General features: G+C 43.2%; 21 protein-coding genes. 18 read left to right on the top strand and 3 right to left on the bottom strand.

What is annotated here, in order from left to right:
• The first annotated feature begins 39 nt into the window (after positions 1–39).
• The 5 genes from P0G38_RS13795 to glnA all read left to right on the top strand — a co-directional run bounded on the left by P0G38_RS13795 (position 40) and on the right by glnA (position 5,015).
• Positions 40–789: a glycerophosphodiester phosphodiesterase gene (locus P0G38_RS13795; protein WP_275852128.1), complete on the top strand. Its 750-nt coding sequence runs from the start codon at positions 40–42 to the stop codon at positions 787–789.
• On the top strand, positions 786–1,703 hold the full coding sequence (miaA, locus tag P0G38_RS13790) for a tRNA (adenosine(37)-N6)-dimethylallyltransferase MiaA (protein ID WP_151195713.1): 918 nt from the start codon (positions 786–788) through the stop codon (positions 1,701–1,703). Before P0G38_RS13795 ends, miaA begins: the two co-directional genes overlap by 4 nt.
• Complete coding sequence (hflX, locus tag P0G38_RS13785; protein ID WP_005225165.1) at positions 1,700–2,944, top strand: GTPase HflX; 1,245 nt, start codon at positions 1,700–1,702, stop codon at positions 2,942–2,944. The genes miaA and hflX overlap by 4 nt, the downstream gene beginning before the upstream one ends.
• A gap of 290 nt (positions 2,945–3,234) precedes the next feature.
• Positions 3,235–3,615, top strand: a complete 381-nt coding sequence (locus P0G38_RS13780) for a MerR family transcriptional regulator (RefSeq protein WP_005225166.1) — start codon at positions 3,235–3,237, stop codon at positions 3,613–3,615.
• Between the two features lie 59 nt (positions 3,616–3,674).
• Positions 3,675–5,015 carry a type I glutamate--ammonia ligase gene (glnA, locus tag P0G38_RS13775; RefSeq protein ID WP_005225167.1) on the top strand — a complete coding sequence of 447 codons (1,341 nt, stop codon included), beginning with the start codon at positions 3,675–3,677 and terminating at the stop codon, positions 5,013–5,015.
• A gap of 316 nt (positions 5,016–5,331) precedes the next feature.
• Here the strand turns inward: glnA and P0G38_RS13770 are convergent, their stop codons facing one another.
• Positions 5,332–5,721, bottom strand: a complete 390-nt coding sequence (locus P0G38_RS13770; RefSeq protein ID WP_060792935.1) for a YxeA family protein — start codon at positions 5,719–5,721, stop codon at positions 5,332–5,334.
• Positions 5,722–5,955: 234 nt separating this feature from the next.
• Here P0G38_RS13770 and P0G38_RS13765 point away from each other — a divergent pair, with 234 nt between their 5' ends.
• The 3 genes from P0G38_RS13765 (at position 5,956) to P0G38_RS13755 (ending at position 8,356) form a co-directional block, all read left to right on the top strand.
• On the top strand, positions 5,956–6,558 hold the full coding sequence (locus P0G38_RS13765) for a LysM peptidoglycan-binding domain-containing protein (RefSeq protein ID WP_194193828.1): 603 nt from the start codon (positions 5,956–5,958) through the stop codon (positions 6,556–6,558).
• Positions 6,559–6,711: 153 nt separating this feature from the next.
• Positions 6,712–7,413 (top strand): glucosamine-6-phosphate deaminase, encoded by a 702-nt coding sequence (gene nagB, locus P0G38_RS13760; protein WP_275852110.1) that lies wholly within the window; start codon positions 6,712–6,714, stop codon positions 7,411–7,413.
• Between the two features lie 232 nt (positions 7,414–7,645).
• Positions 7,646–8,356: an MgtC/SapB family protein gene (locus P0G38_RS13755; RefSeq protein ID WP_034858162.1), complete on the top strand. Its 711-nt coding sequence runs from the start codon at positions 7,646–7,648 to the stop codon at positions 8,354–8,356.
• Between the two features lie 61 nt (positions 8,357–8,417).
• Here the strand turns inward: P0G38_RS13755 and P0G38_RS13750 are convergent, their stop codons facing one another.
• Positions 8,418–9,242, bottom strand: a complete 825-nt coding sequence (locus P0G38_RS13750) for a DUF92 domain-containing protein (RefSeq protein ID WP_275852104.1) — start codon at positions 9,240–9,242, stop codon at positions 8,418–8,420.
• A gap of 273 nt (positions 9,243–9,515) precedes the next feature.
• Between P0G38_RS13750 and P0G38_RS13745 the strand changes: the two genes are divergently transcribed.
• The 6 genes from P0G38_RS13745 to dhaS all read left to right on the top strand — a co-directional run bounded on the left by P0G38_RS13745 (position 9,516) and on the right by dhaS (position 19,559).
• Complete coding sequence (locus P0G38_RS13745; RefSeq protein WP_275852101.1) at positions 9,516–12,008, top strand: glycoside hydrolase family 31 protein; 2,493 nt, start codon at positions 9,516–9,518, stop codon at positions 12,006–12,008.
• Between the two features lie 33 nt (positions 12,009–12,041).
• Positions 12,042–13,382, top strand: coding sequence for a hypothetical protein (locus tag P0G38_RS13740; protein ID WP_060792931.1), 1,341 nt, complete (start codon positions 12,042–12,044; stop codon positions 13,380–13,382).
• Between the two features lie 39 nt (positions 13,383–13,421).
• The gene (locus tag P0G38_RS13735) at positions 13,422–15,548 is read left to right on the top strand and encodes a hydantoinase/oxoprolinase family protein (RefSeq protein WP_128432723.1); all 2,127 of its coding nucleotides are present in this window, start codon (positions 13,422–13,424) and stop codon (positions 15,546–15,548) included.
• Between the two features lie 14 nt (positions 15,549–15,562).
• On the top strand, positions 15,563–16,210 hold the full coding sequence (locus tag P0G38_RS13730; RefSeq protein WP_128432722.1) for a hypothetical protein: 648 nt from the start codon (positions 15,563–15,565) through the stop codon (positions 16,208–16,210).
• Positions 16,182–18,692, top strand: coding sequence for a glycoside hydrolase family 31 protein (locus P0G38_RS13725; protein WP_016620562.1), 2,511 nt, complete (start codon positions 16,182–16,184; stop codon positions 18,690–18,692). The genes P0G38_RS13730 and P0G38_RS13725 overlap by 29 nt, the downstream gene beginning before the upstream one ends.
• A 339-nt stretch (positions 18,693–19,031) precedes the next feature.
• Positions 19,032–19,559 carry a dihydroxyacetone kinase transcriptional activator DhaS gene (dhaS, locus tag P0G38_RS13720; protein ID WP_016620563.1) on the top strand — a complete coding sequence of 176 codons (528 nt, stop codon included), beginning with the start codon at positions 19,032–19,034 and terminating at the stop codon, positions 19,557–19,559.
• Between the two features lie 46 nt (positions 19,560–19,605).
• Here the strand turns inward: dhaS and P0G38_RS13715 are convergent, their stop codons facing one another.
• On the bottom strand, positions 19,606–20,598 hold the full coding sequence (locus P0G38_RS13715; RefSeq protein WP_016620564.1) for a dihydroxyacetone kinase subunit DhaK: 993 nt from the start codon (positions 20,596–20,598) through the stop codon (positions 19,606–19,608).
• Between the two features lie 384 nt (positions 20,599–20,982).
• Here P0G38_RS13715 and dhaK point away from each other — a divergent pair, with 384 nt between their 5' ends.
• From dhaK to P0G38_RS13695, 4 genes are read left to right on the top strand one after another with little or no spacing between them, the layout of a single operon-like run.
• Positions 20,983–21,963: a dihydroxyacetone kinase subunit DhaK gene (gene dhaK / locus P0G38_RS13710; RefSeq protein WP_275852088.1), complete on the top strand. Its 981-nt coding sequence runs from the start codon at positions 20,983–20,985 to the stop codon at positions 21,961–21,963.
• A gap of 13 nt (positions 21,964–21,976) precedes the next feature.
• On the top strand, positions 21,977–22,564 hold the full coding sequence (gene dhaL, locus P0G38_RS13705; RefSeq protein ID WP_275852084.1) for a dihydroxyacetone kinase subunit DhaL: 588 nt from the start codon (positions 21,977–21,979) through the stop codon (positions 22,562–22,564).
• On the top strand, positions 22,557–22,928 hold the full coding sequence (gene dhaM, locus P0G38_RS13700) for a dihydroxyacetone kinase phosphoryl donor subunit DhaM (protein ID WP_275852081.1): 372 nt from the start codon (positions 22,557–22,559) through the stop codon (positions 22,926–22,928). The genes dhaL and dhaM overlap by 8 nt, the downstream gene beginning before the upstream one ends.
• A 20-nt stretch (positions 22,929–22,948) precedes the next feature.
• Positions 22,949–24,085 (top strand): glycerol dehydrogenase, encoded by a 1,137-nt coding sequence (locus tag P0G38_RS13695; RefSeq protein ID WP_060793023.1) that lies wholly within the window; start codon positions 22,949–22,951, stop codon positions 24,083–24,085.
• Positions 24,086–24,136: the final 51 nt, after the last annotated feature.

The raw sequence follows: 24,136 nt of genomic DNA, 5'->3' as shown, positions 1-24,136 counted from the left end.
ATTCCATGGTAAAATAAAGAGTGAGAATGGAGTGAAAGAATGATGGTACAAATCGTTGCCCACCGCGGGAGTAGCGGCAACCGACCTGAAAACACGCTACCAGCATTTGCGGAAGCGGTGCGGGTCAAAGCTGATATCATTGAGTTAGATGTACATCTATCAAAAGATGGCGGCTTGATCGTCATGCATGATGAAACGGTTGATCGAACGACCAACGGCAAAGGTCGGATCTGTGACCTGACGGTTGTTGAACTAAAAGACCTCAATGCTGGCAGCTGGTTTTCTGAGGAATTCCAAGCCGCCAAAATCCCCACGCTAAAAGAAGTGTTGGATTTACTTGCAGCGAAGAATTATCGTGGCATTTTGACGATCGAATTAAAAACCGATCATTATGAGTATGAAGGAATCGAAGCCAAAGTATCCGACTTAATGAATAGTCAAGAATGGCCCTTTACTCATTGGTATTGTTCCTTCAATATCGAGACCTTGGATCGGATGCATGCGATCGAACCGGATGCGACCCTTGATTTTATTATGGGACGCGGGGAAGACAAACCACCGTTGGCGCTCAGCCGACCGTATATCGAAGGAATTCATCCTGCCTATCGCTGGGTTCAAGAGACAGCAACGGTCTTAACTGATTTTCCGATCGCGATCCGTCCGTGGACTGTCAACGAAGAAGCGGCGATTCGCACCTGCTTGGCTCTGGGGTTGACGGGGATCATCACCGATTTTCCAGAAAAAGCTCGGGCAATTGTGCAACAGGTCCGCGAGGAAACAAAAGGATGAAAAAAGTCTTAGTAATTGTGGGACCGACCGCAGTTGGCAAAACCGCCTTGAGTATCCAGTTAGCCCAAAAATACCAAGGGGAGATCATCAGCGGGGATTCCATGCAAATTTACCGTCAGTTAGATATCGGTACCGCCAAAGTGACGAAGGAAGAAATGGCAGGGATTCCTCATCATTTGATCGATATTCGTGCAATGACGGAAGCATACTCTGCCGCTGATTTCCAGCAAATGGGGCGTGAAGCCATCGAGACGATCCAGCAGCAAGGAAAGCTGCCGATCGTTGTAGGGGGAACAGGGCTATACATCCAAGCGCTGCTGTATGACTTTCGTTTAGGGGCAGAAGAAGGCGACCCAACGATTCGTCAGCGTTACGAACAAGAAGCAGCAGCCATCGGCAAAGAAGCTTTATGGCAAAAGCTGCAGGCGGTCGATCCCTTGGCAGCAGCGAAGATCCACTACAACAATGAGCGGAAAGTGATTCGTGCGTTGGAGGTTTTTGAAACGACTGGCGAAAGTATCGCTGCACCAAAAGAGACACCACAAGCTTTGTACGATTTCTTCATGATCGGGTTAACCACTGAGCGAGAAGTGTTATACCAGCGAATCAATCAGCGGGTGGACTTGATGATGGATCAAGGCTTGATCGAAGAAGCAAAAGCTGTTTTGCAGTATCCAGAAACGCAAGCCGCTAAGGGGATCGGCTACAAGGAATTTTTGCCCTATTTACAAGGGCAGGCCACATTGGAGGAGACCATTGAGCAAATCAAGCAAAACTCACGCCGCTACGCCAAGCGGCAGCTGACGTGGTTCAATAACCGAGCACAGCCCCGATGGATTGATTTAGTGAGGCAACCTGAAGAACAACGTACCCTTGAAACAGAAATCGACCAATGGTTGGAGGAGAAAAGATGAGCCAAGAACGTGTGATTCTTGTCGGAGTAGAAACGGAGAAAAACTATCTTCATTTTGATTCGTCAATGAAAGAATTGAAAAGCTTAACAAAAACCGCCAATGGTGAAGTTGTTTTTTCACTGGTGCAAAAACGGCAGCAAGTCGATCGACAAACCGTGATTGGCAAGGGGAAAGTTGCGGAATTGCAGCAGTTGGCAGAAGCACATGAAGCAGATCTAGTGATCTTCAATCATGAACTGACACCAAGGCAAAGCCAGTTGATCGGTGATGCGCTAGAAGTGCCAGTGATTGATCGCGTCCAGCTGATCCTCGATATTTTTGCGATGCGTGCCCGTTCCAAAGAAGGAAAGCTGCAAGTAGAATTGGCGCAGCTGGATTATTTGCTTCCACGTTTGATAGGGCAAGGAAAGAACATGTCTCGGCTGGGGGGCGGAATCGGAACGAGAGGGCCAGGGGAAACCAAGCTGGAGACCGATCGTCGACACATCCGCAACCGCATCACCATCATCAAACGGGAATTGAAGGAAGTGGCCGCCCATCGAGACCGGACACGCCAAAAGCGCAAAGACAGCCAAGTCTTTCAAATGGGCTTGATTGGTTATACCAATGCCGGAAAATCAACCATTTTAAATATTTTGACCAGTGCGGATACGTATGAACAAGACCAGCTGTTCGCAACACTCGATCCGTTGACGAAACGCTGGCGGATGCCGGAAGGATTTGAAGTCACCATTACCGATACGGTTGGCTTTATCCAAGAATTGCCGACCCAATTGATCGATGCGTTTCATTCCACACTGGAAGAAAGTCAAAACATGGACTTCTTGCTGCATGTCGTCGATGCCAGTTCCGAAGAACGGGTCCAGCAAGAGGAGACCGTCTTAAAATTAATGGAGGAACTTTCTTTGACCCAATTACCGATGTTGACGGTCTACAATAAGGCGGATCGCATCGACGCCGATCAGTTTGTCCCAACGCTCTTTCCCAATGTCTTGATCTCAGCAAAGAGTACCAAAGGCAAAGAACGCTTGACTCAGGCGATCAAAATGGAATTGATGCAGATCATGCAGCCTTATCATCTAGTGCTGCAAGCCGATGAAGGCAATGCGCTGAATCGTTTAAAACGGGAGTCACTAGTGTTGAGCAATGCCTTCGATGAAGCAACACAGACCTATCATATCAAAGGATTTGCGCTGGAGGATACCTATCCACTACGCAGAATGGCGCAAGAACAAGAATAAACAGAAGCGGTGCAGCTGATGCACCGTTTTTTTTGTGGTGACAAAATTATGGAAGTATAAGTGGTTTGGCTTCCTTCGAGTGCAAAACCCGAACATTTTTGTCTAAGGCACCATTTCTTCCAGAAAAAGGACTGCTTGAACATGCGATCAAATCAAGGGCCCAATGAAAAAATCAAAAAAATTTGCATTCATGTCACTTTTTCTAACATGAGGGGTTGACACGCAAAAAAAGAATTGGTATAGTTTCCATAAAGTTACGCAGCATCATTGAAACGGAGGGGAGCCAAGTTATGCGGGAAAAAGAATTGCGGCGCTCAATGTCAGTCTTTCCTATCGGAACAGTCATGAAATTGACCGATCTCACCGCCCGTCAAATTCGTTATTACGAAGAACAAGAATTGATCCACCCGGAACGCAGCGATGGCAATCGACGAATGTACTCGCTGAATGATATTGATACCTTGCTTGAGATCAAAGACTATCTTTCCGATGGACTGAACATGGCGGGAATCAAACGAGTTTATGAAATGAAAGTTGCCAAAGAAAAAGAAGCGAAGAACAAACCGCCGCTGACCGATGAAGATGTACGTCGAATTTTTTATGATGAACTCTTGGCTCAAGGTGGATTGAATCAACAACAGCCATACCAGCAAAAAGGTCCACGAATGTAGAGCACTTGTAGATCATTGCTGTGATATAAAAAAAGAATTGGGAAAAAGGAAGGGATACTATGCCAAAATTTGAAAGAACTGCCGAAGACATCAAACAAATCGTAAAGGATGAGAACGTGCGCTTTTTACGCTTGATGTTTACTGATATTTTAGGAACGAACAAGAACGTTGAAGTACCTGTAAGTCAATTAGATAAAGTACTGGAAAACAAAATGATGTTTGACGGTTCTTCTATTGAAGGATTTGTCCGTATTGAAGAAAGTGACATGTATCTGTATCCTGATTTGTCGACCTGGATGATCTTCCCTTGGGAAAGTGAACATGGCAAAGTGGCTCGCTTGATCTGTGATATCTACAATCCAGATGGCACCCCATTTGCAGGCGACCCTCGCGGCAACTTAAAACGGGCATTAGCTGACATGCAATCCCTTGGTTTTACTTCTTTCAATCTTGGACCAGAACCCGAATTTTTCCTATTCAAATTAGATGAAGCAGGCGAAATCACAACGGAATTAAACGACAAAGGCGGCTATTTCGATTTTGCCCCAACCGATCTAGGGGAAAACTGCCGTCGCGATATCGTATTAGAATTAGAAAGCCTTGGCTTTGAAGTTGAAGCGTCTCACCATGAGGTGGCACCAGGGCAACACGAGATCGACTTTAAATATGCGGATGCAGTGGAAGCATGTGACAACATCCAAACCTTCAAGCTTGTCGTGAAAACCATTGCTCGTAAACACGGCTTGCATGCGACCTTCATGCCAAAACCATTGTTCGGCATCAACGGTTCAGGCATGCACTGCAACATGTCCTTGTTCAAAGGTGATGAAAATGTCTTCTTTGATGAAGAAGGACCAATGCAATTAAGCCAAACAGCGTATCACTTCTTAGGCGGTTTGATCGAACACGCCCGTGCTTACACAGCTGTCTGCAACCCAACCGTCAACTCTTACAAACGCTTAGTGCCAGGTTACGAAGCGCCTGTATACGTGGCATGGTCAGGACGCAACCGTTCACCATTGATTCGGGTACCAGAATCAAGAGGCTTGTCAACGCGTTTGGAATTGCGTTCAGTTGACCCATCCGCTAACCCATACTTAGCAATGGCTGTTTTATTACAAGCAGGACTTGATGGCGTTAGACGTGAGTTGACACCACCACCAGCTGTCGACCGCAACATCTACATCATGAACGAAACAGAACGGGCAGAAGCACAAATCGAAGATCTGCCATCAACGATCCACAATGCCATCAAAGCATTGCGCAAAGATCAAGTGATGATCGACGCTTTAGGCAAACACATCTATGCCAACTTTGTCGAAGCAAAACGATTAGAATGGGCAGCCTTCCGCCAAACAGTCTCCGAGTGGGAAAGAGAACAATACTTGGAACTCTATTAAAATTGCAAAAAAAGCCGCTAGAGATAAACAATCTAGCGGTTTTTTATGATGAAACCAGCGTTTATCCTATTGACTCTGGTTTTTATTTATTTCCGATCGTCAATAGCTGCTTGATCAAAATTTGAGAAAAAAACCATTGCGAAGCTAGAGCGGTTTTGTCTATAAGAAGCGTAACTCCTGACCATTGGGAAAAATCAAAAAATACCAGTCGGGCGAGGACTGGTAAGAGGAAGAAAAATAGTTTTGGTATAAAGCTAGCATAGTCGGTCAAAGTAAAATGAACCTTAAAAAGTAGAAAGTTTCTTGTAAGAAGTTCTCATTCGTCAAAGGTTTCCAGCTCAGACAGTATTTTTGCGGGGACTTCTGATTGAGGGACTTCGTTGGGACCAGAAATGATGCGGGTCTTACTGATTTCTGCTTTGACTAAAGTATTTGGAGCCAATGGTTTTACATTTTCGCCCGTCAGGTCATAGGTCATGAGTTCTTTTTCACCATTTTTCTTTACGAATTCAAAGGTGTATTTGTAGGTGAAAGAGCCATCGATTTTTTCACCAGAATCGCTGTAGGTCTGTGTCTTTTCAGGGACTTTGTTGGGCGTGATAGCATAAGCCGTGATGCCGCGATACGTTGTTGCGTAGTACGTGTAGCCAAAATAGCCGGCTACGACAATAATCAAAACGCCAAGCGTTACTAGTAGTTTTTTCATGGGTGTCATTCCTTTCCATTACTAGCATCACTATAGCATGTGGCCACTAAAAGCACTCATCGAAAGGGATAACAATATTGTAAGTTTAGCATTTTTGAATAAAAATCCTGTAACTTTCTGTTTAACAATTGTGATAATGAAAAATATTTCTGAAACCTTCCTGCAATATTGTAATGTTATTCTCTTACTTGTGCCCGATAGCGGGACAAATAATCAAAAGAGAGGTTTTTTCATTTGAAAAAATTTGCATTTACAGTTGTTGCAGGATTTGGTTTATTCGTTGGCGGAACAGTTGTTTCAGCAGCAGAACAAACCCATGTTGTCAAACCAGGGGACACTCTATCTGGGATCGCTGCTACTTATCAAACAACGGTCGAAGACCTTTTAGCTTTAAATAATTCGATCGAAAATCCAAATATGATTTTTGATGGCGAAACATTGTTGGTTTCTAACGATGGCCAATCAGTAGAAAACAAAGAAACAAATACGAAAGAAAGTACAGAAAAAAGTGAATCTACAGCGACTGCTAACGTGAGTCAAACTCGTTCAAGCGTTCCTGGTGCTGGTTCTGGTGTCTTGAATCCAGTGGATGGGATCAACTACTTCAATGGTGTGAGAGAATCGTACTACTCACAAAAAGTCTTGCCAGGAGGCGGATTGAATATCCCAGGTCGCCATGTAGCATCAGACGGAACCATCCGTGATGCCGATGGGTACATCGTTGTTGCCAGCGATAATCAACCGAAAGGATCGACTGGTCAATCATCTTTAGGTGCCTATAAAGTCTATGACACAGGTGTCGGTCATAGCGGTATTGATGTTTATACAAATTGGTAAGCAAGTAGAATACGAGTAGAGACGAGCGCATTTTAGAGCTCGTCTTTTTTTGATTGGCGAGAAAAAATCGTCATCTGGTCTAGACTAATTATTGTAATCAAACACAACCTGTGGTATTATTGGACTATACCAAATAGAAACGGAGCGCTGATCATGGAAATTATTCGCGTTAAAGATGCTGCTCAAGGCGGAAAGAAAGCTTTTGAATTGATTCAAGAAGGTATGGCAAATGGCGCCAAGGTCCTAGGCTTAGCAACAGGAAGCACGCCAGAAACCCTTTATGCAGAAATGACTGCCAGTGATGTCGATTTTTCAGAAATGACTTCAGTCAACTTAGATGAATACGTAGGACTAGGCGGCGAAGACGAACAAAGCTATCGCTACTTCATGAATGCTCATTTATTCAATAAAAAACCATTCAAAGAAACCTTCGTACCAAACGGCAAAGCGGAAGACTTAGAAGCAGAATGCCAACGCTACGATAGCGTGATTGCGGATCACCCAGTTGATATCCAAATCTTGGGTATCGGTCAAAACGGACATATCGGCTTCAACGAACCTGGTGCATCTTTTGAAGGAACGACCTCAGTCGTTGATTTGACTGAATCGACCATCAATGCCAACAAACGCTACTTTGATAAAGTCGAAGACGTCCCAACGACGGCAATTTCAATGGGGATCGGTTCGATTATGCAAAGCAAAAAAATCATTTTGATGGCATTTGGCGAAGTCAAAGCGGATGCGATCCAAAAAATGATTGAAGGACCCGTAACCAACGAATTACCGGCTTCTGTTTTACAAAAGCATGATGACGTGATCGTGATCATCGATGAGGCTGCTGCCAGCAAGCTGTAAAACAAAATCAGCCCTTTTCAGAAATAAGTCAGAAGGAAAAATGAGCCATCCTCGCAGCTTCCCCCTGCGCTTGTGCAGTAGCGCCAGCGCAGCTGCGAGCAATGGTTTGTAGCTTACTTGCTTATTTTCTGAGGGGGCTTTTTTTATTTGACTGATTCGGCGCTGTTTTTTTCTTTTTTTCATCAGAGATGCTATAGTTAAAAGAGAGAATACGAAGAAAAGAGGGATGCAAATGGTTGATATGCATTTATCCATTCCTGAAGTAGCGCTGAGATTGCTGCTGGCAATGATCATGGGAGGAGCGATTGGGTACGAGCGGCAATACAAAAGCCGACCAGCTGGTCTTAGAACCCATATCTTGGTTTGCATGGGGGCTTGTGTCATTGCCTTGATCCAAGTGGAGATCGCCACAGGTGCCATGCGAGATGCGCTGGATCATCCAGATTTAGCAGGCGTGATTCGTTCAGACGAAGCACGATTGATCGCACAAGTCGTCAGCGGGGTCGGTTTTCTAGGCGCCGGAACGATCATTGTGACGAAGCGCTCGGTGACGGGGTTGACGACGGCTGCTTCCTTATGGGCGATCGCAGGTTTAGGAATTGCCATCGGGATGGGCTTTTACACCATCGCATTAAGCAGTTTTATCGGGATCTTCTTTGCATTGACGATCGTTAAGCGGATCGTCCGTGTACCAACAGCAAAAAAATTAGAGATCCAGTACATCCATCGCACCGAGACCAAAGAGTTTTTGACGGAGTACTTCCAAGAGAAAAATATCGTGATCGAAGATGTCAATTTTGATGTCAAATTTATGGAAGACTATCGCATTTATACCAACATTTATACGATTGATCTCCCCCGAGGGCTAGGCTTTTCTGAAGTGATCGAAGAATTGTCTGTCTACAAAAATGTCACGAAGATCCGCTTAGTGGATATTGCTTAATCGGTATTGAGCAAAAAAGCAGCAAGACACCTCACATTAGTGACGTGCTTTGCTGTTTTTTTTATGATGCGGTAGACATTTTTAAGTAAAAGAAACATACAGTCAAAGTAACGATCACTATTGAACTCAGCAAATTGACCCCTTCATTCGTTACAAAGGTAAGACCGCCGACTTGCTTGGTTGCAACGTCGTGGTGGACTTTTTTTTCGGTGTATTGGTGACAGACAGGGCATTGATAGCGCACCTGAATCGTTGCGCCCAGTAAGCTGTCCAAGAGACTACCGCCAAAGCCTAAAGCAGTCAAGGTCAACCAGAGATCAAAGGAGAACGGCTTGCCGTTCAACCATAAGGCTGCTGCGAATAAACCAGTGATGGCGAGACTCCCTGCTAGGGAAGCGGCAGTTCCCAACCAACTGACACCGCCGGAAAGTCCCGGTGGTAATTTTTTTCCCGTTAGTAAGTGACGCGGTGAACTTGGACTCAGCACGCCGATTTCTGAGCCCCAAGTGTCAGCCGTACAGCTAGCGATTCCCGCCACAAATCCCCAAAGGAATAGCGGTTCTTTCGTCCAAAAGGCAAGCAGTAGAGCAAAGATGCTTGGTGCGATGTTTGCAAAGACTTGTTTTGCATCACGGCGAGCACCTTTGGCAAGCACAGCTGACTCTGGCTGACTGCGCATTTCCTTTAAAAGACCAATGATGCCAGAGCTGGCAAAGAAAAAGCCAATCAAAAAGATGCTGTACCACGGACCAAAGCCAATGACCAGTGTGCCGCAAAGAATCGCAGCCAGTGCGCCAGAAACAGTTAGCCACTGAAAGACGAATGCTGCCGCTGCAACGAATATGCTGGCAAACAATCCCAGCAGGAATTGATAAAAGAAAACCATTTGAACACTCCTTTTTGCTGAATAGACTCGACGTTTTATAAATCACTTCGCTATCGAAAAGGCAACCCAAGGGACCAGAATCAGGTTGCAGAAGTGAGGAGGACAATTCTCGAAATCTGTCCGTTGTATATTAATATATGAGAAGTTACTATTATCAATAAGCAAACGGTCATAGAAAATTGCTCTTCCTAGATAGAAAGCAATTATTTTTTTTAGTGTAAGTGAAAGCGATTTCTAAGTCCGTTTTTGTGACAATCGTTTAAGGAGGTATATATGAAGATTGCAACAAGTGTCATCGATAGTCAAGAAAAAAATCACTGTTTTTTGATTCGAACAAATGGTTGTTTAGTGAAGATCATGTTCTTGACTGACGAAATTATTCGGATTCGTGCCAGCTTTGATGAGGAATTTGATGAGGCGTCTTACAGTTTAGTGTTGACAGGCTGGGAAGATCGCTTCGATCAGTTGATTGGAGCAGAGCGTCAGCGAGTCGATTTACAAGAATTTCAGGTCATTGAAGAAGAAGACAAGATTGAGTTAATCGGCAAGAAATTGAAAGTGTTTCTCTACAAGGATCCCTATCAATTGGTGATTTACGACCAAGAGGATTTGGTTTTGCACAAAGATATCGTCGATCTTGCATTGATGGAAGATGCGAATAAGCGCAAAATCCACACCAGTGAAATAGTAGAGGGAGATTGCTTTTACGGATTTGGGGAAAAAACAGGTGCTATAGAGAAAAGTCATACTTTTATGGTTATGAGTCCTCGCGATACGATGGGCTATGACCCTAAAAATGCCGATTCTCTTTATAAGCACATTCCCTTCTATGTAAAAAGCAATAAGCGAACAAAAGTTGCCAGTGGTTACTTTTATCACACCACATATGAATGTGATTTTGATATGGGGCGCTCACATAGTAATTATTGGAAGAAACACAGTCGTTTTCGAGTAGACGGAGGAGACATTGACTTATTTTTTATTGCAGGACCAACGATCAAAGAAGTGGTTCAGCGCTATACCTCGTTGACTGGACGGTCGGCGATTCTACCTAAATATGCATTGGGCTACCTAGGTTCATCCATGTATTATTCTGAACTGTCTAAAGATTGCGATCAAGCGATCATTGATTTCATTGATACCGCTAAAGAAGAATCGGTACCGATCGATGGCTTCCAGTTGTCTTCAGGCTATTGCAATCATGAGGGGCAGCGCTACTTTTTTACGTGGAACAAGGAGCGATTTAAAGACCCTAAAGGATTCTTCGCTGAGATGGAGAAACGGGGCGTCACGACCTCGCCTAATGTCAAACCCGGGATTCTCTTAACGCACCCATTCTTTCAGGCACTTCAAGAAGAACAAATTTTTGTGAAAGACAGCATGGACAAAGGTAAAAATGCTTTAGGTACTTGGTGGGGAGGAAAAGGAGTTTTCGCTGATTTTACCAATCCCCATACACGGAGGATTTGGAAAAAGTATTTAAAGGAACATGTCTTATCTTACGGTGTAACCAGTGTTTGGAATGATAATTGTGAATATGAAAGTATTGTCGATCAAGATGCTCGTTGTTTTTATGATGGGAAAACCGGTACCATTGGTCAGCTGCGTCCAATCATGGCAAATCTTATGTGCCAAATCACAACCGAAGCCATCATAGAAGAGCACCCGAACACCCGACCCTTTGTGGTTTGTCGGGCAGGGCATGCGGGAATTCAGCGTTTTGCCCAATCTTGGTCTGGGGATAACCGAACGAGTTGGGAGTCGCTAAAATACAACATCGCGACAGTTTTAGGAATGGCGCTTTCTGGGGTGACCAATTATGGCTGCGATATCGGTGGCTTTTATGGGGATGCTCCTGAAGAAGAGTTGTTTGTCCGCTGGGTCCAAAATGGAATTTTCCAGCCCCGCTTCTCGATTCATTCAACCAATACTGATAATACGGTGACTGAACCCTGGATGTTTTCAGCAAGTAAGCAACGGATTGCGGAGGCGATCCAATTTCGATACAAAATGATTCCTTATTATTATTCATTGATGGTGCGGGCGGCTGAGACTGGTTTGCCAATTATTCAACCAACCTTTATGAAATTTCAAGAGGATGCCAACTGTTATGACAACGGCATTGATTTTGTTGTCGGAGAATCATTACTCGTAGCGAATGTCGTTGAAAAAGGCCAAAAAGTCCGTGAGGTCTATTTGCCAGAAGGGGCAGTTTATTATGACTTTTATTCACGACAGAATTACCAAGGGGGCCAAACACTAGCCATTCCTGTGACGATCGATAGTGTACCGTTGTTTGTGATTGGTGGGGCGATCACCCTTTTTGCAGCGAATGAAGTAAGAAATCTTCATTCTGAGGCGGTCACTGATCTAGAGATTTTAGTGGCACCAGATCAAGCTTGTCACTTCACCCATTATGAAGATGACGGGAAATCATTGGCTTACAAGACAGGCGCCTACTTGAAAGAAGAGATTTATGTGGAACCTGGAGAACAGGTCAAAGTGACAGTGAAACGAACGGGTGACTATCCAACGCAGATCGAAAAGATTCTTTTAAAAATCATCAACCACGAAAAAGCGCCTTTTTGGGTAACGATTGATGGGCAGCTTGTTCCTCATTTTCAGCATCGTAAGCAATTCGAGGCTGCGAAGGAAGGCTGGTACTATAGTCAAACCATGGGTCAAGTCTTTATCAAATACCCAAATCCAAAAGCAGATTATCAAGCGGTGATCTCCTTTGAAAACTTTGATTTGTTAGGGATGTAAGAAAAAGAAATGTAAAAACGAGGAGGAAAATAAATGATTACACAGGTATTAGGCGGATTGGTCATTTTGTCGATTTTATTTATGGCTTTTTATTGTATCAAGGGCTATAACATGACCGTTGGCTTTTTCTTAATGAGTGCGATTTGGATCGCCATTAGTTTTGCAGGAAATATGATTGAGCCCAATAGTGCTATGGAGGGATTGACCGCAGTTGAAGTGCTGACGGATGTCTTCCAAGCGGGACCCGAAGCATATGGACGAAATGTTTTAGTCAATGTGTTGTTCGGGGCATTCTTTGGTACCGTTTTGATTGAAACAGGGATTGCTTCTACTTTGATTCGTAAGACCGTGGAATTAGGGGGCGATCATCCGCGAGTGACCGTCAACTTGCTGTGCTTGGTTACAGCTGTATTGTTCACTTCGTTAACTGGTGTCGGACCATACATTGCTATCGGGGTAGTTGTTTTACCAATCATGCTGGCATTAGGTATCTCACCACTTGTTTCCGTTTTTGCTTTTATTGGTTCAGCGGGAGTGAGTGCCTCCTTCTTGAATGTAGTGAATTTCCAACAGTATCAAACGATTTTCGAAACGACGAGTCCAGAATTTGCGAATTATAGTTACAATGATTATTTCCCATTTGCGATCGTGGCAGCGACGATTTCTTTGATCGTGATCTTGACGATCGTTAATGTGAAGATCGGGAAAGCCAAAAAAGTCTATTCTTGGGATGCAGGTCAGTCCACAGCCAAAAGTGCTCCTGCTCTTTCACTGATTTCCGTTGCTATGCCTGTGATTTTGTTGATCGCATTTAATCTACCCGTGATCCTTTCCTTTATTTTATCCAGTTTGTTTGCACTGATCACTACAGGGCATCTAAAAGGTGGCTTTGTGGAGGCCAGTCGGAAAATTGCCAAATATGGGTCTGATGGGGCGATCAGTGTTGCACCGATGATGGCGTTCTTGTTAGCCATCGCCACTTACAATGCGGCAGCTGCGTATGTTGCTCCCTATTTAGGCGCATTATTAAGCCCAGTGATTCCTGCAACCACATTAGGATTGGCGATCGTGTTTGGTGTCTTTGGTGTCTTAGGGCATTTTAGAGGGCCGATGAATTTAGTAGGAAGCGGTCTTGCACTTTTACATGTCGTAGCTGCGGTAACAAGTTGGCCGATTCAATTTCTCTATCCATTGTTTATCGTGACAACGATCATTCCCCAAGGACTAGACATTACCCTTTCAGGAGCAGTCTGGGCATTGGATTATGCCAAAGTACAGTCCAAAGATTATATGCGTCTTGGGATCCCAACATCAGCGACCCTATGTGTCATTATGGCAATCGTTGTCTATCTCATGTACGGATCTTTAATGTAAAAAATCAGCACAAAAGGCTAGAAAAGAGTGGTATAGAACATGACAAGAAGAGTACGGATGGGAATTGACGTGGGTGGAACCCATACAAAAGCGGTAGCGATCGATAATGCGACGCATGAGATTATTGGGAAATCTTCCGTCAAAACAACCCACGATGATGTTTCAGGAGTGGCAAAAGGTGTCATTCAGACCTTTCAAAATTGCTTAAAAGAAAACAATATTGCTCCGGAAGAAGTGATTTTTGTTGCCCATAGTACCACGCAGGCGACCAATGCATTAATTGAAGGTGACGTGGCGAAAGTAGGGATTTTAGGGATAGCCAAAGGCGGCTTAGAAGGATTTCTCGCAAAGAAACAATTAAACATAAAAAATATTGTTTTAGGAGAAGGCAAAGAAATTCAGATCGCTAATGAATTTCTGAAACTAAAAGAAGTATCAGAAGACAAAATCGGTGACAAAATTGCTGCGCTAAAGCAAGAATCTGCGGAGGTCATCGTTTCTTCCATGGCGTTTGGGGTAGATGATATCGGTCCTGAGGAGCTGGTTTCCAATGTAGCGAAGCAAAAAAATATTCCTTCTACGATGGCATCAGATATCACGAAGCTATATGGCTTAACGCGGCGAACCCGTACGGCAGTGATCAATGCCAGTATTTTACCAAAAATGCTAAATACCGCAACATCAACCGAAAATGCCGTTCGACAAGCAGGCGTAACTGTTCCGTTGATGATCATGCGTGGTGACGGTGGGGTGATGGAAATCACTGAAATGAAGCGTCGTCCCGTATTGACGATGTTGTCAGGACCGGCTGCTTCGGTCATGGGTTCATTGATGTATTTGCGGGCTTCAAATGGGATCTATTTTGAAGTTGGTGGAACGACCACCAATATCGGTGTCATCAAAAATGGACGGCCCACGATCGATTATTCTATCGTGGGTGGTCATGCTACGTACATCAGTTCATTAGATGTACGAATCCTCGGCGTTGCAGGTGGTTCAATGGTTCGCGCGGATAAAAATGGGATCATTGACGTTGGCCCACGTTCTGCACATATCGCAGGACTTGATTATGCCGTATACACCGATACTGAGAAAATCAATCAGCCAAAGGTCGATTTCTTTTCGCCTAAGCCTGGTGATCCTGCCGATTACGTCCGAATTCTTATGGAAGACGGTTCAGCTGTCACCATTACAAACTCTTGCGCAGCCAATGTCTTGGGTCTGGTAGAACCGAATCATTTTTCTTATGGAAATATTCCTTCTGCACGTAAAGCAATGCAAGTATTGGCGGATTATTGCAAGACGACAGTGGAAGATATCGCGAACCAAATCATGGAAAAATCTTACCAAAAGATTGCACCGGTCATCAACGAACTGGTAGATAAATACAAGCTAGAAAAAGACCAAATCTCCTTGGTAGGAGTAGGTGGCGGTGCCTCCTCCTTGATTACGTATTATTCCAATAAAGATCAAGTGAAATATGATATCCCAGAAAATGCGGAAGTGATTTCTTCCATCGGTGTTGCTTTAGCCATGGTGCGTGATGTCGTTGAGCGGATCATCCCATCGCCAAGTCCAGAAGACATTCGTGCCATCAAACAAGAAGCACTAGATAAGGCCATCGATAGTGGAGCAAGTGCAGAAACGATCGAAGTTCATATTGAAATCGATCAACAGACGTCAAAAGTGACCGCGATTGCGACTGGTTCCACCGAAGTCAAAGCCATGGATCTATTAAAAGAATGTTCGGAAGAAGAAGCATTGGCTTTGGCTGCCAAAGACATGCGCTTGACGGAACAGCAAACGACCTTGTTGGCGAAAACAAATGCCTTCTTCGTGTTTAGTGAAGCGACACATGACGGTCCCACTCAAGTTCGCATCTTAGATAAAAAAGGCTTTATCAAAGTGCAACGAGCGAATGCTTTGGCAGCAAAAGCAACGATTGCCACTTACCGAGAGGCAGTGGCGAAATTGTGGGAAGAAATGTCTGTTTATCAAAGTGAGATCATTGTTCGACCAGAGTTTTATGTCTGTTTTGGTTCACGAGTGATGGACTTCTCTGCTTCAACGCTTGAACAGTTAGCATTATTGATGGGCATTGAGCTAGATGATTTACAAGGGGACACAGAAGTTTTACTGGTCGCAGGAAACATCAAACAAACATGATCAGGTGATCAATGATGAATCCCACGACTATTTTAAGACGACCATTGCAGGAACTAACGCAATACGATGACGAATTTTGGGCGAATTATCTATTCATGACCGATCCCTTTGCCTGCAAATACCAAGGATCAGATCATGTGGAGCTGATTGAGCAAGCACGACAATGTGGCGAAACTGCTGCCAAAGAATTTTTAGAAATGTATGGTCACCCCTTTGATAGGGGGACCATCTGCAAACAAAACAAGCTATTGTTGCGAAATCAAGTGCCCTTAAATGCTAGTGGAATGATCTTAGGGCAGTTTCAGCCACCTAATCAATTATTCATCAATGAGGCAGCAATCACACAGATAGCAGCCTTTTTAGAAAACAGGGCAATCAAGAGCACCGACACAGAAATTGCGAACCTGGTTTTCGGACATGAATTTTTTCACTGGATCGAAGAGCAGCAACAAGCATCGATCTACACGAGAACGAAAAAAGTTCAGCTCAGAAAGTTTTTAGGGATACCGCAAATCGTTAACTTGCGTGTCTTGAGTGAAATCGCTGCGATGGTTTTTACGAAAGAAATAAATGATTCAAAATTCAATCCCTGTCTCTTGGACTGTGCATTGATTCAGGGAAAAGGGGACTATTATGAGAGTGAAAACATTTCTTTATCTTGAAAAACGACCCGATGATTACTTGATCCATACCGAAGAAGCAACGATTCAACTACTATTTCTCACGGAAGATATTGTCCGAATCCGCGCCTCTTTTGATCGGACATTTATCGAAAAATCGTATGCCTTAGTAATGACCGCTTGGGAGGATCGCTTGGATTCCTTATTGAAGGAGGAGCGTAAGCGAGTCGCAGCGGTTACTGTCCCGTGTGAAGAAACGGAAGATACCTTGATTTTTCCTGCCAAAAAATTAAAGGTGATCATCCACAAAGCACCTTTCCATTTCAGAATCTACAACCAGAATGACGAATTGATTTACTCTGATTTGCCAGAACGGGCTTTTGAGATCGACCAGCTAGGCAGAGCGTACCATTATAATAAAATCGAACCAAAAACCGATCATTTTTATGGTTTTGGCGAAAAGACAGGGCACCATGATAAAAAAGGCAGACGAATGCGCATGTCCGCCAAAGACGCAATTGGTCACGATCCAGAGTTTGGTGATCCGTTATACAAGCATATCCCTTTCTATATTCGTCTGAGTGAAAGCAACCAAACAGCGATTGGTCTCTTTTATAACAATTCTTATGAGTCTGTATTTGATATGGGCAATGAGATCAGTGGTTATTGGGACCCCTATAGCTATTATCAAACAGATGGTAACGAGATTGATCTCTTTTTTATCAACGGTCCTTCAGTAAAAGAAGTTGTCAATCGCTACACCGATCTAACCGGCAAGCAAGCTATGCCGCCTAAACACAGCCTAGGTTTTACTGCATCTACGATGTATTATGCAGAACTTGACAAAAATTGTGACCAAGAAATCTATGGTGTGATTGAAAAGCATCGTGCCAATGGTATGATGATCGATAATTTTAAGCTAGCTTCGGGCTATTCCTCTGGTGAAGAAGATAATCTGAGGTATGTGTTTCATTGGAATAAAACGCGTTTTCCTGATCCAAATGCGTTTTTTAACAAAATGAACCAGCTAGGAATCAATGTTATCGTGAATTTGAAACCGGGTATTTTAGAAAAGCATCCCTTTAAAGAGGAATTTGAAGCAAATGATGTGTTTGTGAAAGACTGCGACGGTGAACAAGATTACTATGGTCGCTGGTGGGGTGGTGAAGGTCGTTTTGTTGATTTCTTAAAAGCATCAGGGCGCAATACATGGAAAAAAATGTTGAAAGCATCGATTTTAGAAAAAGGGACAACTACCGTCTGGAACGATAATTGCGAATACGATGGGATCGAAGAGAAACAAGCGCTTTGTGGCGAAGGAGCAGAACGAGGTCAAATTGCAGAATTAAAACCGATCCAAGCCAACATGATGGCCTATACGGCAAAACAAGCGATCAAAGAAGTTTTTCCCAATAAGCGACCGTATATCATCAATCGAGCAGGCTATGCCGGGATTCAGCGTTATGCGCAAACTTGGGCGGGAGACAATCTCACTGACTGGCGGACGCTCCGATACAATATCGATACGATCATCGGGATGGGTTTGTCTGGGGTAGCAAATACTGGCTGTGACATTGGTGGTTTTGCTGGCGGTGCACCAGATGCAGAATTATTACTGCGCTGGATTCAAAATGGTATTTTTCAACCGCGTTTTTGTATCAATTCTGCCAACGATGATAACACAGTTACGCAACCATGGATGTATGACAAAATGAATCCATTGATTCGAAAAGCCTTTCGCTTGCGCTATCAAATGCTTCCTTACCTCTATTCCTTAATGTATCAAGCCCATCGAACGGGTGATCCGATCCTCAGACCGTTGTTCTACGAATTTCAAGAAGACCCTAACTGTTATGCAGATCCTTTTCATACCTTCATGGTTGGTTCATCGCTTTTAGTTGCCAATGTTTTGGAAGCAGGTGCGACAACGCGAACCCTTTACTTGCCAAAAGTTAGTCAATGGTTCCAATTAAACGAGCAATTCACATGCTATGAGGGTGGTCAAGTGATCACGATTCCAGTCGGCTTAGAAGATATCCCGATGTTTCTTAGAGCAGATGGTATCTTTGTGACAAGTGCTGATGAGCATCAACGGGCGACTGATACGGTGAAACAGATCGAACTACTAATAGGTGAAGGAGAAAATCAACGATTCGATTTGTACGAAGATGATGGACACAGCAATGATTTTGAACAGCAGCATTACAAGCTAACGACGATCAAGACAACTGGCAGAGAAAGAAAAACCATCCACTTTCAAACAACAGGTACTTTCGACAGTACTATCGAGTATTATCGCTTGAAGGTGATAACAAAAGAAAAAGGTGCTTATTGGGTCACCTTAGATGGGCAAAAGCTGCCACAATATCTAAGTCGTCAAGATTTTGAAGCAGCAACAAATGGCTGGTATTACGATCTTCAAGAACGGACAAACTGGATAAAATTCCCACGACCAAGCAGGCCATCTTTTGAAGTGATCGTTTCAACGGAAACGTTTGATCTGATCGGAATGAGTAATGAGTGAAAGCTGAAAAAAATTAGGCAAATGATTAAAAAGTGTTATGTTACTTTTATAGTAATTTTTTAGATATGATTTAACTGTTTGTTGGACCGGATTGTTTCAGAACCCTAGAAACCAGCTCTATCAGCACAAATAACGATTGGTTTCTTATCAATGGGAGGAAATGCAAAAAACAGCTGTCAATATTCATTATTTGTTATTGTAAACAGACAATAGCTTAGATAGAATACTCGTATAGCGAAGGCAGGAAGGTTCATCTTATTAACCGAACGAGTCGAAGATCTATCCATTAGGGAAGCATCAGAAAAATGGAAGATTCGTTTACTAGATAAGGGTGTTTAGATGGCAGAATCAATGATCGTAAAGAAAAAAATTTCCAAAGCATTTAAACAATTAGTAGTGGAGATTGGTTTCGAGAAAGTAACTATTTCAAAGATTATGCTAGCAGCCAATATACGTCGTCAAACGTATTACAATCATTTTCAAGACAAATATGATTTGACCGATTGGATTTTTCAGCAAGAAGCCATTGAAAAAATAGCAGATAATTTGGCTTATGAAGACTGGATGACGACATTACAAGACTTGTTCGTTTACTTTGAAGAAAATAAGCGATTCTATTGTAATGTGTTATCTTTTCAAGGTCAAAATTCTTTTCAAGAGTATTATGTCGAACACTTAAAGGGCTTGATCAGTAAGATGTTGGATATAAAATGGGGCTACAACAGTAAAAAGAAAGAAAATCGTGAGTTTATCGAAGAATTTTATGCGACTGCGTTTATGGCGATGACGACAAAGTGGATGTCAGAAGGCTGTAAACCAAGTGGACGAGAATTTGCGAATAATATGAGCAGCTGTCTATTTGATTAAGCAAATAGACAGCTGTTTTGTTTTATCGAGGCAAAAGAGGCGAGACTTAATGCCAACCAAAGGCATCGGTCGGAAGATGCAAGTACTCTTGCCACTTTTTGTTTTTCAAGGAAAAAAAGGAAAGCGAGAGACCATCCGTATCATAGGCGGTCAAAAAGTTGCCCATTTTTTTAAAGGAAGCACGAATCTCTTCAATTTCTAGTAATTGTTGGACATCGTTCATAAATATTGCCAGTTCCAAAAGAGGGATCGCCCCTAAGCCGTTGACCAGCAGAGCGATGTCTTTTAGCTCTGCTTTGGAAAATTGCTTGCTGAGTTTGTTGACTAATTCAATAGCGATTCGTTCAGAAGAATGGATCTTTTCAGTTCGGTAACCAGACTCTCCATGAATACCGATGCCAAATGCTAGTTCGTCCGAAGCTAAATGATATTGCTGACGAATGTGTGCGATAGGTGAGGGCGGAGCAAAAGCAACCCCTAGTGTTTTGATCCTTGGGACGATCTGTTCCCCTAATTCTTTCAATTGTTTTAATGACAGTAGTTCTTCTGAAGCAGCCCCCAATAGCTTGTGGACAAAAATCGTTCCAGCAACGCCTCTACGGCGTTTGATAAAGGTATCACTTTCAATCGAACAATCGTCGGAAACAAGCAAATGATCCACTTTCATCCCAGCTTCGGTAGCCCATGTTTGCGCCTGTAAGAAATTTTGAACATCTTTAGCAAAGTTTTTAATGATCAAGATGGTCCCATGTCCGTTGTATGATGCCTTGATACCACGAAAAATCTCCTCTGCTGAAGGAGGCTCAAAGATTGATCCCATAATAGCACCATCCAACATGTTTTTTCCAATATAGCCTATGTGGGAAGGTTCATGACCACTACCGCCACCACTTAATAAAATAACTTTATTAGTTGGCAATTCTCTTTTTAGGAAAATCCCTGTGCGGGGAATCCAGCGCAGGCGATCATGATAGGTATAGGCAAATCCAGCAAGAATCTGTTTCTGTATCTGTGGTTTTGATCGAATAAAACGATTCATTGACGCCAGCTCCTTTTACTTAAATCGTAATTCGATTATACGCTTTTTTTGAGTATCGAACTACTATAAAGGTAGGGTTGAAAGCGGACACATTAGTGTTTCTGTCCGTTGTAAACTCAACGGGATAACAGTAAGATTATAGATAAGAAGATCAACAAAAAAGCATGAATTCCATTAAAAAATTGGAAAGCTATGTGAAGTGGAAAGACGGTTTTTTTTACAAAACAGTAATATCGATTTTTTCAAGAATGCTTTTTGTTTTTAAAAGGAATAATTAAAAATAACAAACGATCAAGATGGACTATGAGAAACTTCTAGTGGATGGTTTGGATGACAGCTTGAGTTTTCCATAGTGTTCTGTTCGTAGCCGAAAGGAAGTAAGCGATGAAAAAAATTATGAATCAACCGACAGATGTTTTGGCAGAAATGATCCGAGGAATTGTTCAAGCCAATGAATCAACGATTGAACAAGTCCCAAATACATTTGTCGTAAAACAAAAAGAACTCGCCAAACAAGTTTCTTTAATCAGTGGTGGCGGAAGCGGGCATGAGCCAGCTCATGCAGGCTTTGTCGGTGAGGGAATGTTACAGGCAGCTGTTTGTGGGCAAGTGTTTACTTCACCTACGCCGGATCAAATTTACGAAGGAATCAAAAGTGTGAATACCGGCAATGGTGTCGTTTTGATCGTGAAAAATTATTCTGGCGATATTATGAACTTTGAGATGGCAAAGGAACTCGCTGAACTAGATGGCATTGAAGTTGGTACAGTGGTCGTTGATGATGATATTGCTGTCGAGGACAGCACCTTTACGCAAGGAAAACGTGGTGTCGCTGGCACAGTTTTTGTGCATAAAATTTTAGGTGCTGCTGCCAAAAAGGGATTGTCCCTCGATGAGCTAGTGGCACTTGGCAATCAAGTTGTCCGTCAATTAAAAACCATCAGCGTCGCACTGAGTGGTGCCACCGTACCAGAAGTGGGAAGTCCAGGCTTTACACTAACAGAAACAGACATCGAGTTTGGTGTGGGGATTCATGGTGAGCCTGGTTATGCTCGGGAAACGATGTGTTCTTCAAATGAGATCGCTCAAAAAATGATTGAGAAATTAGAAAAGGCTTTTTCTTGGGAAAATGGGGAGAAATTTGCTGTGATGGTTAATGGATTGGGCGGTACACCATTGATGGAGCAATATATTTTCTATCAAGATGTACGGAAACATTTGGATCGTGAGCTCGATGTGGTGTTTTCAAAGGTCGGCAATTTTATGACGGCAATCGATATGGCAGGTATCTCATTGACCCTATTAAAATTGGAACCGGAATGGGTGGCTTATTTAACGGAGCCGGTAGCACATACCGCTTGGTAAGAGGGGGAAAAGAATGTTTACAAAAGAAAATTCATTAAAAACACTTCGTCTTTTTCATCAAACGATTCAAACAGAAAAAGATTATTTGAATGCACTAGATACAGCAATCGGTGATGGCGATCACGGAAGTAATCTAGCTCGAGGAATGACAGCAGTCATAGAGACGTTAGAAAAGGAACCTGTAGAGGAGGTGTCAGAGGTTTTTAAAAAGACAGCGATGACTCTGATCAGTAAAGTGGGTGGCGCATCCGGACCCCTCTATGGCACGGCTTTCTTGGAGATGGCGAAAACGAGCGCCATGATGGAAAATCCCAAAGCGATTCTTGAAGCAGCGCTTAGTGGTATCAAACGTCGAGGACAATCTGAAGCTAAAGATAAAACGATGGTAGAAACTTGGGAACGAGCGATCGTAGTTCTGGAAGCAGAAACCTTGTCCTTTGAAGTCGTGAAAGAAGCTGCCGAAAAAACAGCGGATCTTGTTGCCAAAAAAGGTCGTGCTTCTTATTTGGGGGAACGATCTTTGGGACATATTGATCCCGGCGCAATGTCCAGTGCCTTTCTTTTTGGCGCAATGATCGAAGCAGGTGTTTTTGATGAATAAAATCGGCATTGTACTCGTCTCTCATGTTTATGAAATTGCTTTTGGCTTACAGCGTTTGATCAAAGAAGTTGCTCCAGATGTTCCCATTACTTTAGCAGCTGGCTTAGAGGACAATGGAATCGGGACAAATGCAGAAACGCTCGTAACTGCGTTTGAAGAGAACCAGGGCCAGATACTGTTCGCTTTTTATGATTTAGGCAGTGCCAAAATCAATTTGGAACTTGCGGAGGAATTGACCGATAAAACAGTTCACTTATTTGATACTGCGCTGATCGAAAGTGCCTATACTGCTGCTGCATTATTGCAAGTTGCTGCTTCTGAGCAAGAGATCATAGAACAATTGACTGCACTAAAAATAAAATAAAAGAAATGGAGTGTCGTGTAATGAGAAAAGCTTTTATCAGTCCAGCAAAATATGTGCAAGGAGAAGATGAATTGCTTCGCCTAGGGTATTTTGTAAAAACCTTTGGGAAAAGTGCCTTATTGATTGCCAGTAAAGAAGATGTCGCAAGGGTCAAAGAAAAATTAGATCAGACGGCAAACACCTATGAAATTGTTTTGGTCGAAAGTGATTTTCACGGCGAAGCGACTCGGGGAGAAGTGGCTCGTTTAAAAGCAATCGCTGCTGCAAACGCCTGTGACTGTATTATTGGTTTAGGGGGCGGAAAAGCTATTGATACGGCAAAATGTGTGGCAGAGGGCCGCAACTTGATCATCGTTCCAACGATCGTTGCAACCGATGCACCAACCAGTCATTCTGCAGTTTTGTATACAGAAGAGGGCGCATTTGATGACTACGCGTATTTTGTCCAAAGTCCGAGCGTAGTTTTGATCGATACAGTCGTGATCGCGCAAGCACCGACACGTTTTCTTGTCTCTGGAATCGGAGATGCCTTATCAACTTATTTTGAGGCAAGAGCTACTCAACGTTCTTTTTCTAATGTCAATGCTGGATTGCCTTGTGGCGCACAAGAAGGCTGTCCACCGGCGAAAGGAACCAAAGCCGCTTATGCGTTAGCGAAGCTGTGCTATGAAACGATTTTAGAAGATGGTGCCAAAGCGAAGCAAGCTTGTGAGCGTAATGTGGTCACGCCAGCATTGGAAAATGTGATCGAAGCCAATATCCTCCTTTCTGGATTAGGCTTTGAAAGTGCCGGATTAGCAGCGATCCATGCCATTCATGATGGCTTGACTGTTCTTCATGCTGCCCATGACGCCACCCACGGAGAAAAAGTCGCTTTTAGCACGATCTGCCAACTCGTTTTAGAAAATGCACCTCAAAAAGAGTTGTTTGAAGTAATCAACTTTGCGCTATCGATTGGCTTACCTGTTTGCTTGAGAGACTTAGGGGTAGAAACGATCAGTGACGAGGAGTTAACAGAAGTAGCCGAAAAGGCTTGTATCCCTGAAGAATCGATTCATTCGATGCCGTTTCCAATTACGGTTGAACAAGTCAAAGCAGCGATCGTCGTAGCAGATAAGATTGGTAGTGCTTGTAAGCAAGATTCTCAGCCTCAATAACACAGATAAAACGATAACAAAAAAATAAACCATTCAATCAGGAAGTAGGTT

It is taken from the genome of Enterococcus casseliflavus (assembly GCF_029215545.1).
GTDB lineage: Bacteria > Bacillota > Bacilli > Lactobacillales > Enterococcaceae > Enterococcus_D > Enterococcus_D casseliflavus.
The sequence above is the reverse complement of the archived record's forward strand: the minus strand, read 5'-3'. Positions and strand labels throughout refer to the sequence as shown.

Excerpts from the sequence above, each read along its gene's own strand:
- nagB (WP_275852110.1), top strand. The coding sequence starts at position 6,712 with ATGGAAATTATTCGCGTTAAAGATGCTGCTCAAGGCGGAAAGAAAGCT.
- dhaS (WP_016620563.1), top strand. The coding sequence starts at position 19,032 with ATGGCAGAATCAATGATCGTAAAGAAAAAAATTTCCAAAGCATTTAAA.
- P0G38_RS13735 (WP_128432723.1), top strand. The coding sequence starts at position 13,422 with ATGACAAGAAGAGTACGGATGGGAATTGACGTGGGTGGAACCCATACA.
- P0G38_RS13780 (WP_005225166.1), top strand. The coding sequence starts at position 3,235 with ATGCGGGAAAAAGAATTGCGGCGCTCAATGTCAGTCTTTCCTATCGGA.
- P0G38_RS13795 (WP_275852128.1), top strand. The coding sequence starts at position 40 with ATGATGGTACAAATCGTTGCCCACCGCGGGAGTAGCGGCAACCGACCT.
- P0G38_RS13725 (WP_016620562.1), top strand. The coding sequence starts at position 16,182 with ATGAGAGTGAAAACATTTCTTTATCTTGAAAAACGACCCGATGATTAC.
- glnA (WP_005225167.1), top strand. The coding sequence starts at position 3,675 with ATGCCAAAATTTGAAAGAACTGCCGAAGACATCAAACAAATCGTAAAG.
- dhaL (WP_275852084.1), top strand. The coding sequence starts at position 21,977 with ATGTTTACAAAAGAAAATTCATTAAAAACACTTCGTCTTTTTCATCAA.
- dhaM (WP_275852081.1), top strand. The coding sequence starts at position 22,557 with ATGAATAAAATCGGCATTGTACTCGTCTCTCATGTTTATGAAATTGCT.
- P0G38_RS13770 (WP_060792935.1), bottom strand. The coding sequence starts at position 5,721 with ATGAAAAAACTACTAGTAACGCTTGGCGTTTTGATTATTGTCGTAGCC.
- P0G38_RS13695 (WP_060793023.1), top strand. The coding sequence starts at position 22,949 with ATGAGAAAAGCTTTTATCAGTCCAGCAAAATATGTGCAAGGAGAAGAT.
- P0G38_RS13715 (WP_016620564.1), bottom strand. The coding sequence starts at position 20,598 with ATGAATCGTTTTATTCGATCAAAACCACAGATACAGAAACAGATTCTT.
- P0G38_RS13755 (WP_034858162.1), top strand. The coding sequence starts at position 7,646 with ATGGTTGATATGCATTTATCCATTCCTGAAGTAGCGCTGAGATTGCTG.
- miaA (WP_151195713.1), top strand. The coding sequence starts at position 786 with ATGAAAAAAGTCTTAGTAATTGTGGGACCGACCGCAGTTGGCAAAACC.
- P0G38_RS13730 (WP_128432722.1), top strand. The coding sequence starts at position 15,563 with ATGAATCCCACGACTATTTTAAGACGACCATTGCAGGAACTAACGCAA.
- P0G38_RS13750 (WP_275852104.1), bottom strand. The coding sequence starts at position 9,242 with ATGGTTTTCTTTTATCAATTCCTGCTGGGATTGTTTGCCAGCATATTC.
- P0G38_RS13740 (WP_060792931.1), top strand. The coding sequence starts at position 12,042 with ATGATTACACAGGTATTAGGCGGATTGGTCATTTTGTCGATTTTATTT.
- P0G38_RS13745 (WP_275852101.1), top strand. The coding sequence starts at position 9,516 with ATGAAGATTGCAACAAGTGTCATCGATAGTCAAGAAAAAAATCACTGT.
- dhaK (WP_275852088.1), top strand. The coding sequence starts at position 20,983 with ATGAAAAAAATTATGAATCAACCGACAGATGTTTTGGCAGAAATGATC.
- hflX (WP_005225165.1), top strand. The coding sequence starts at position 1,700 with ATGAGCCAAGAACGTGTGATTCTTGTCGGAGTAGAAACGGAGAAAAAC.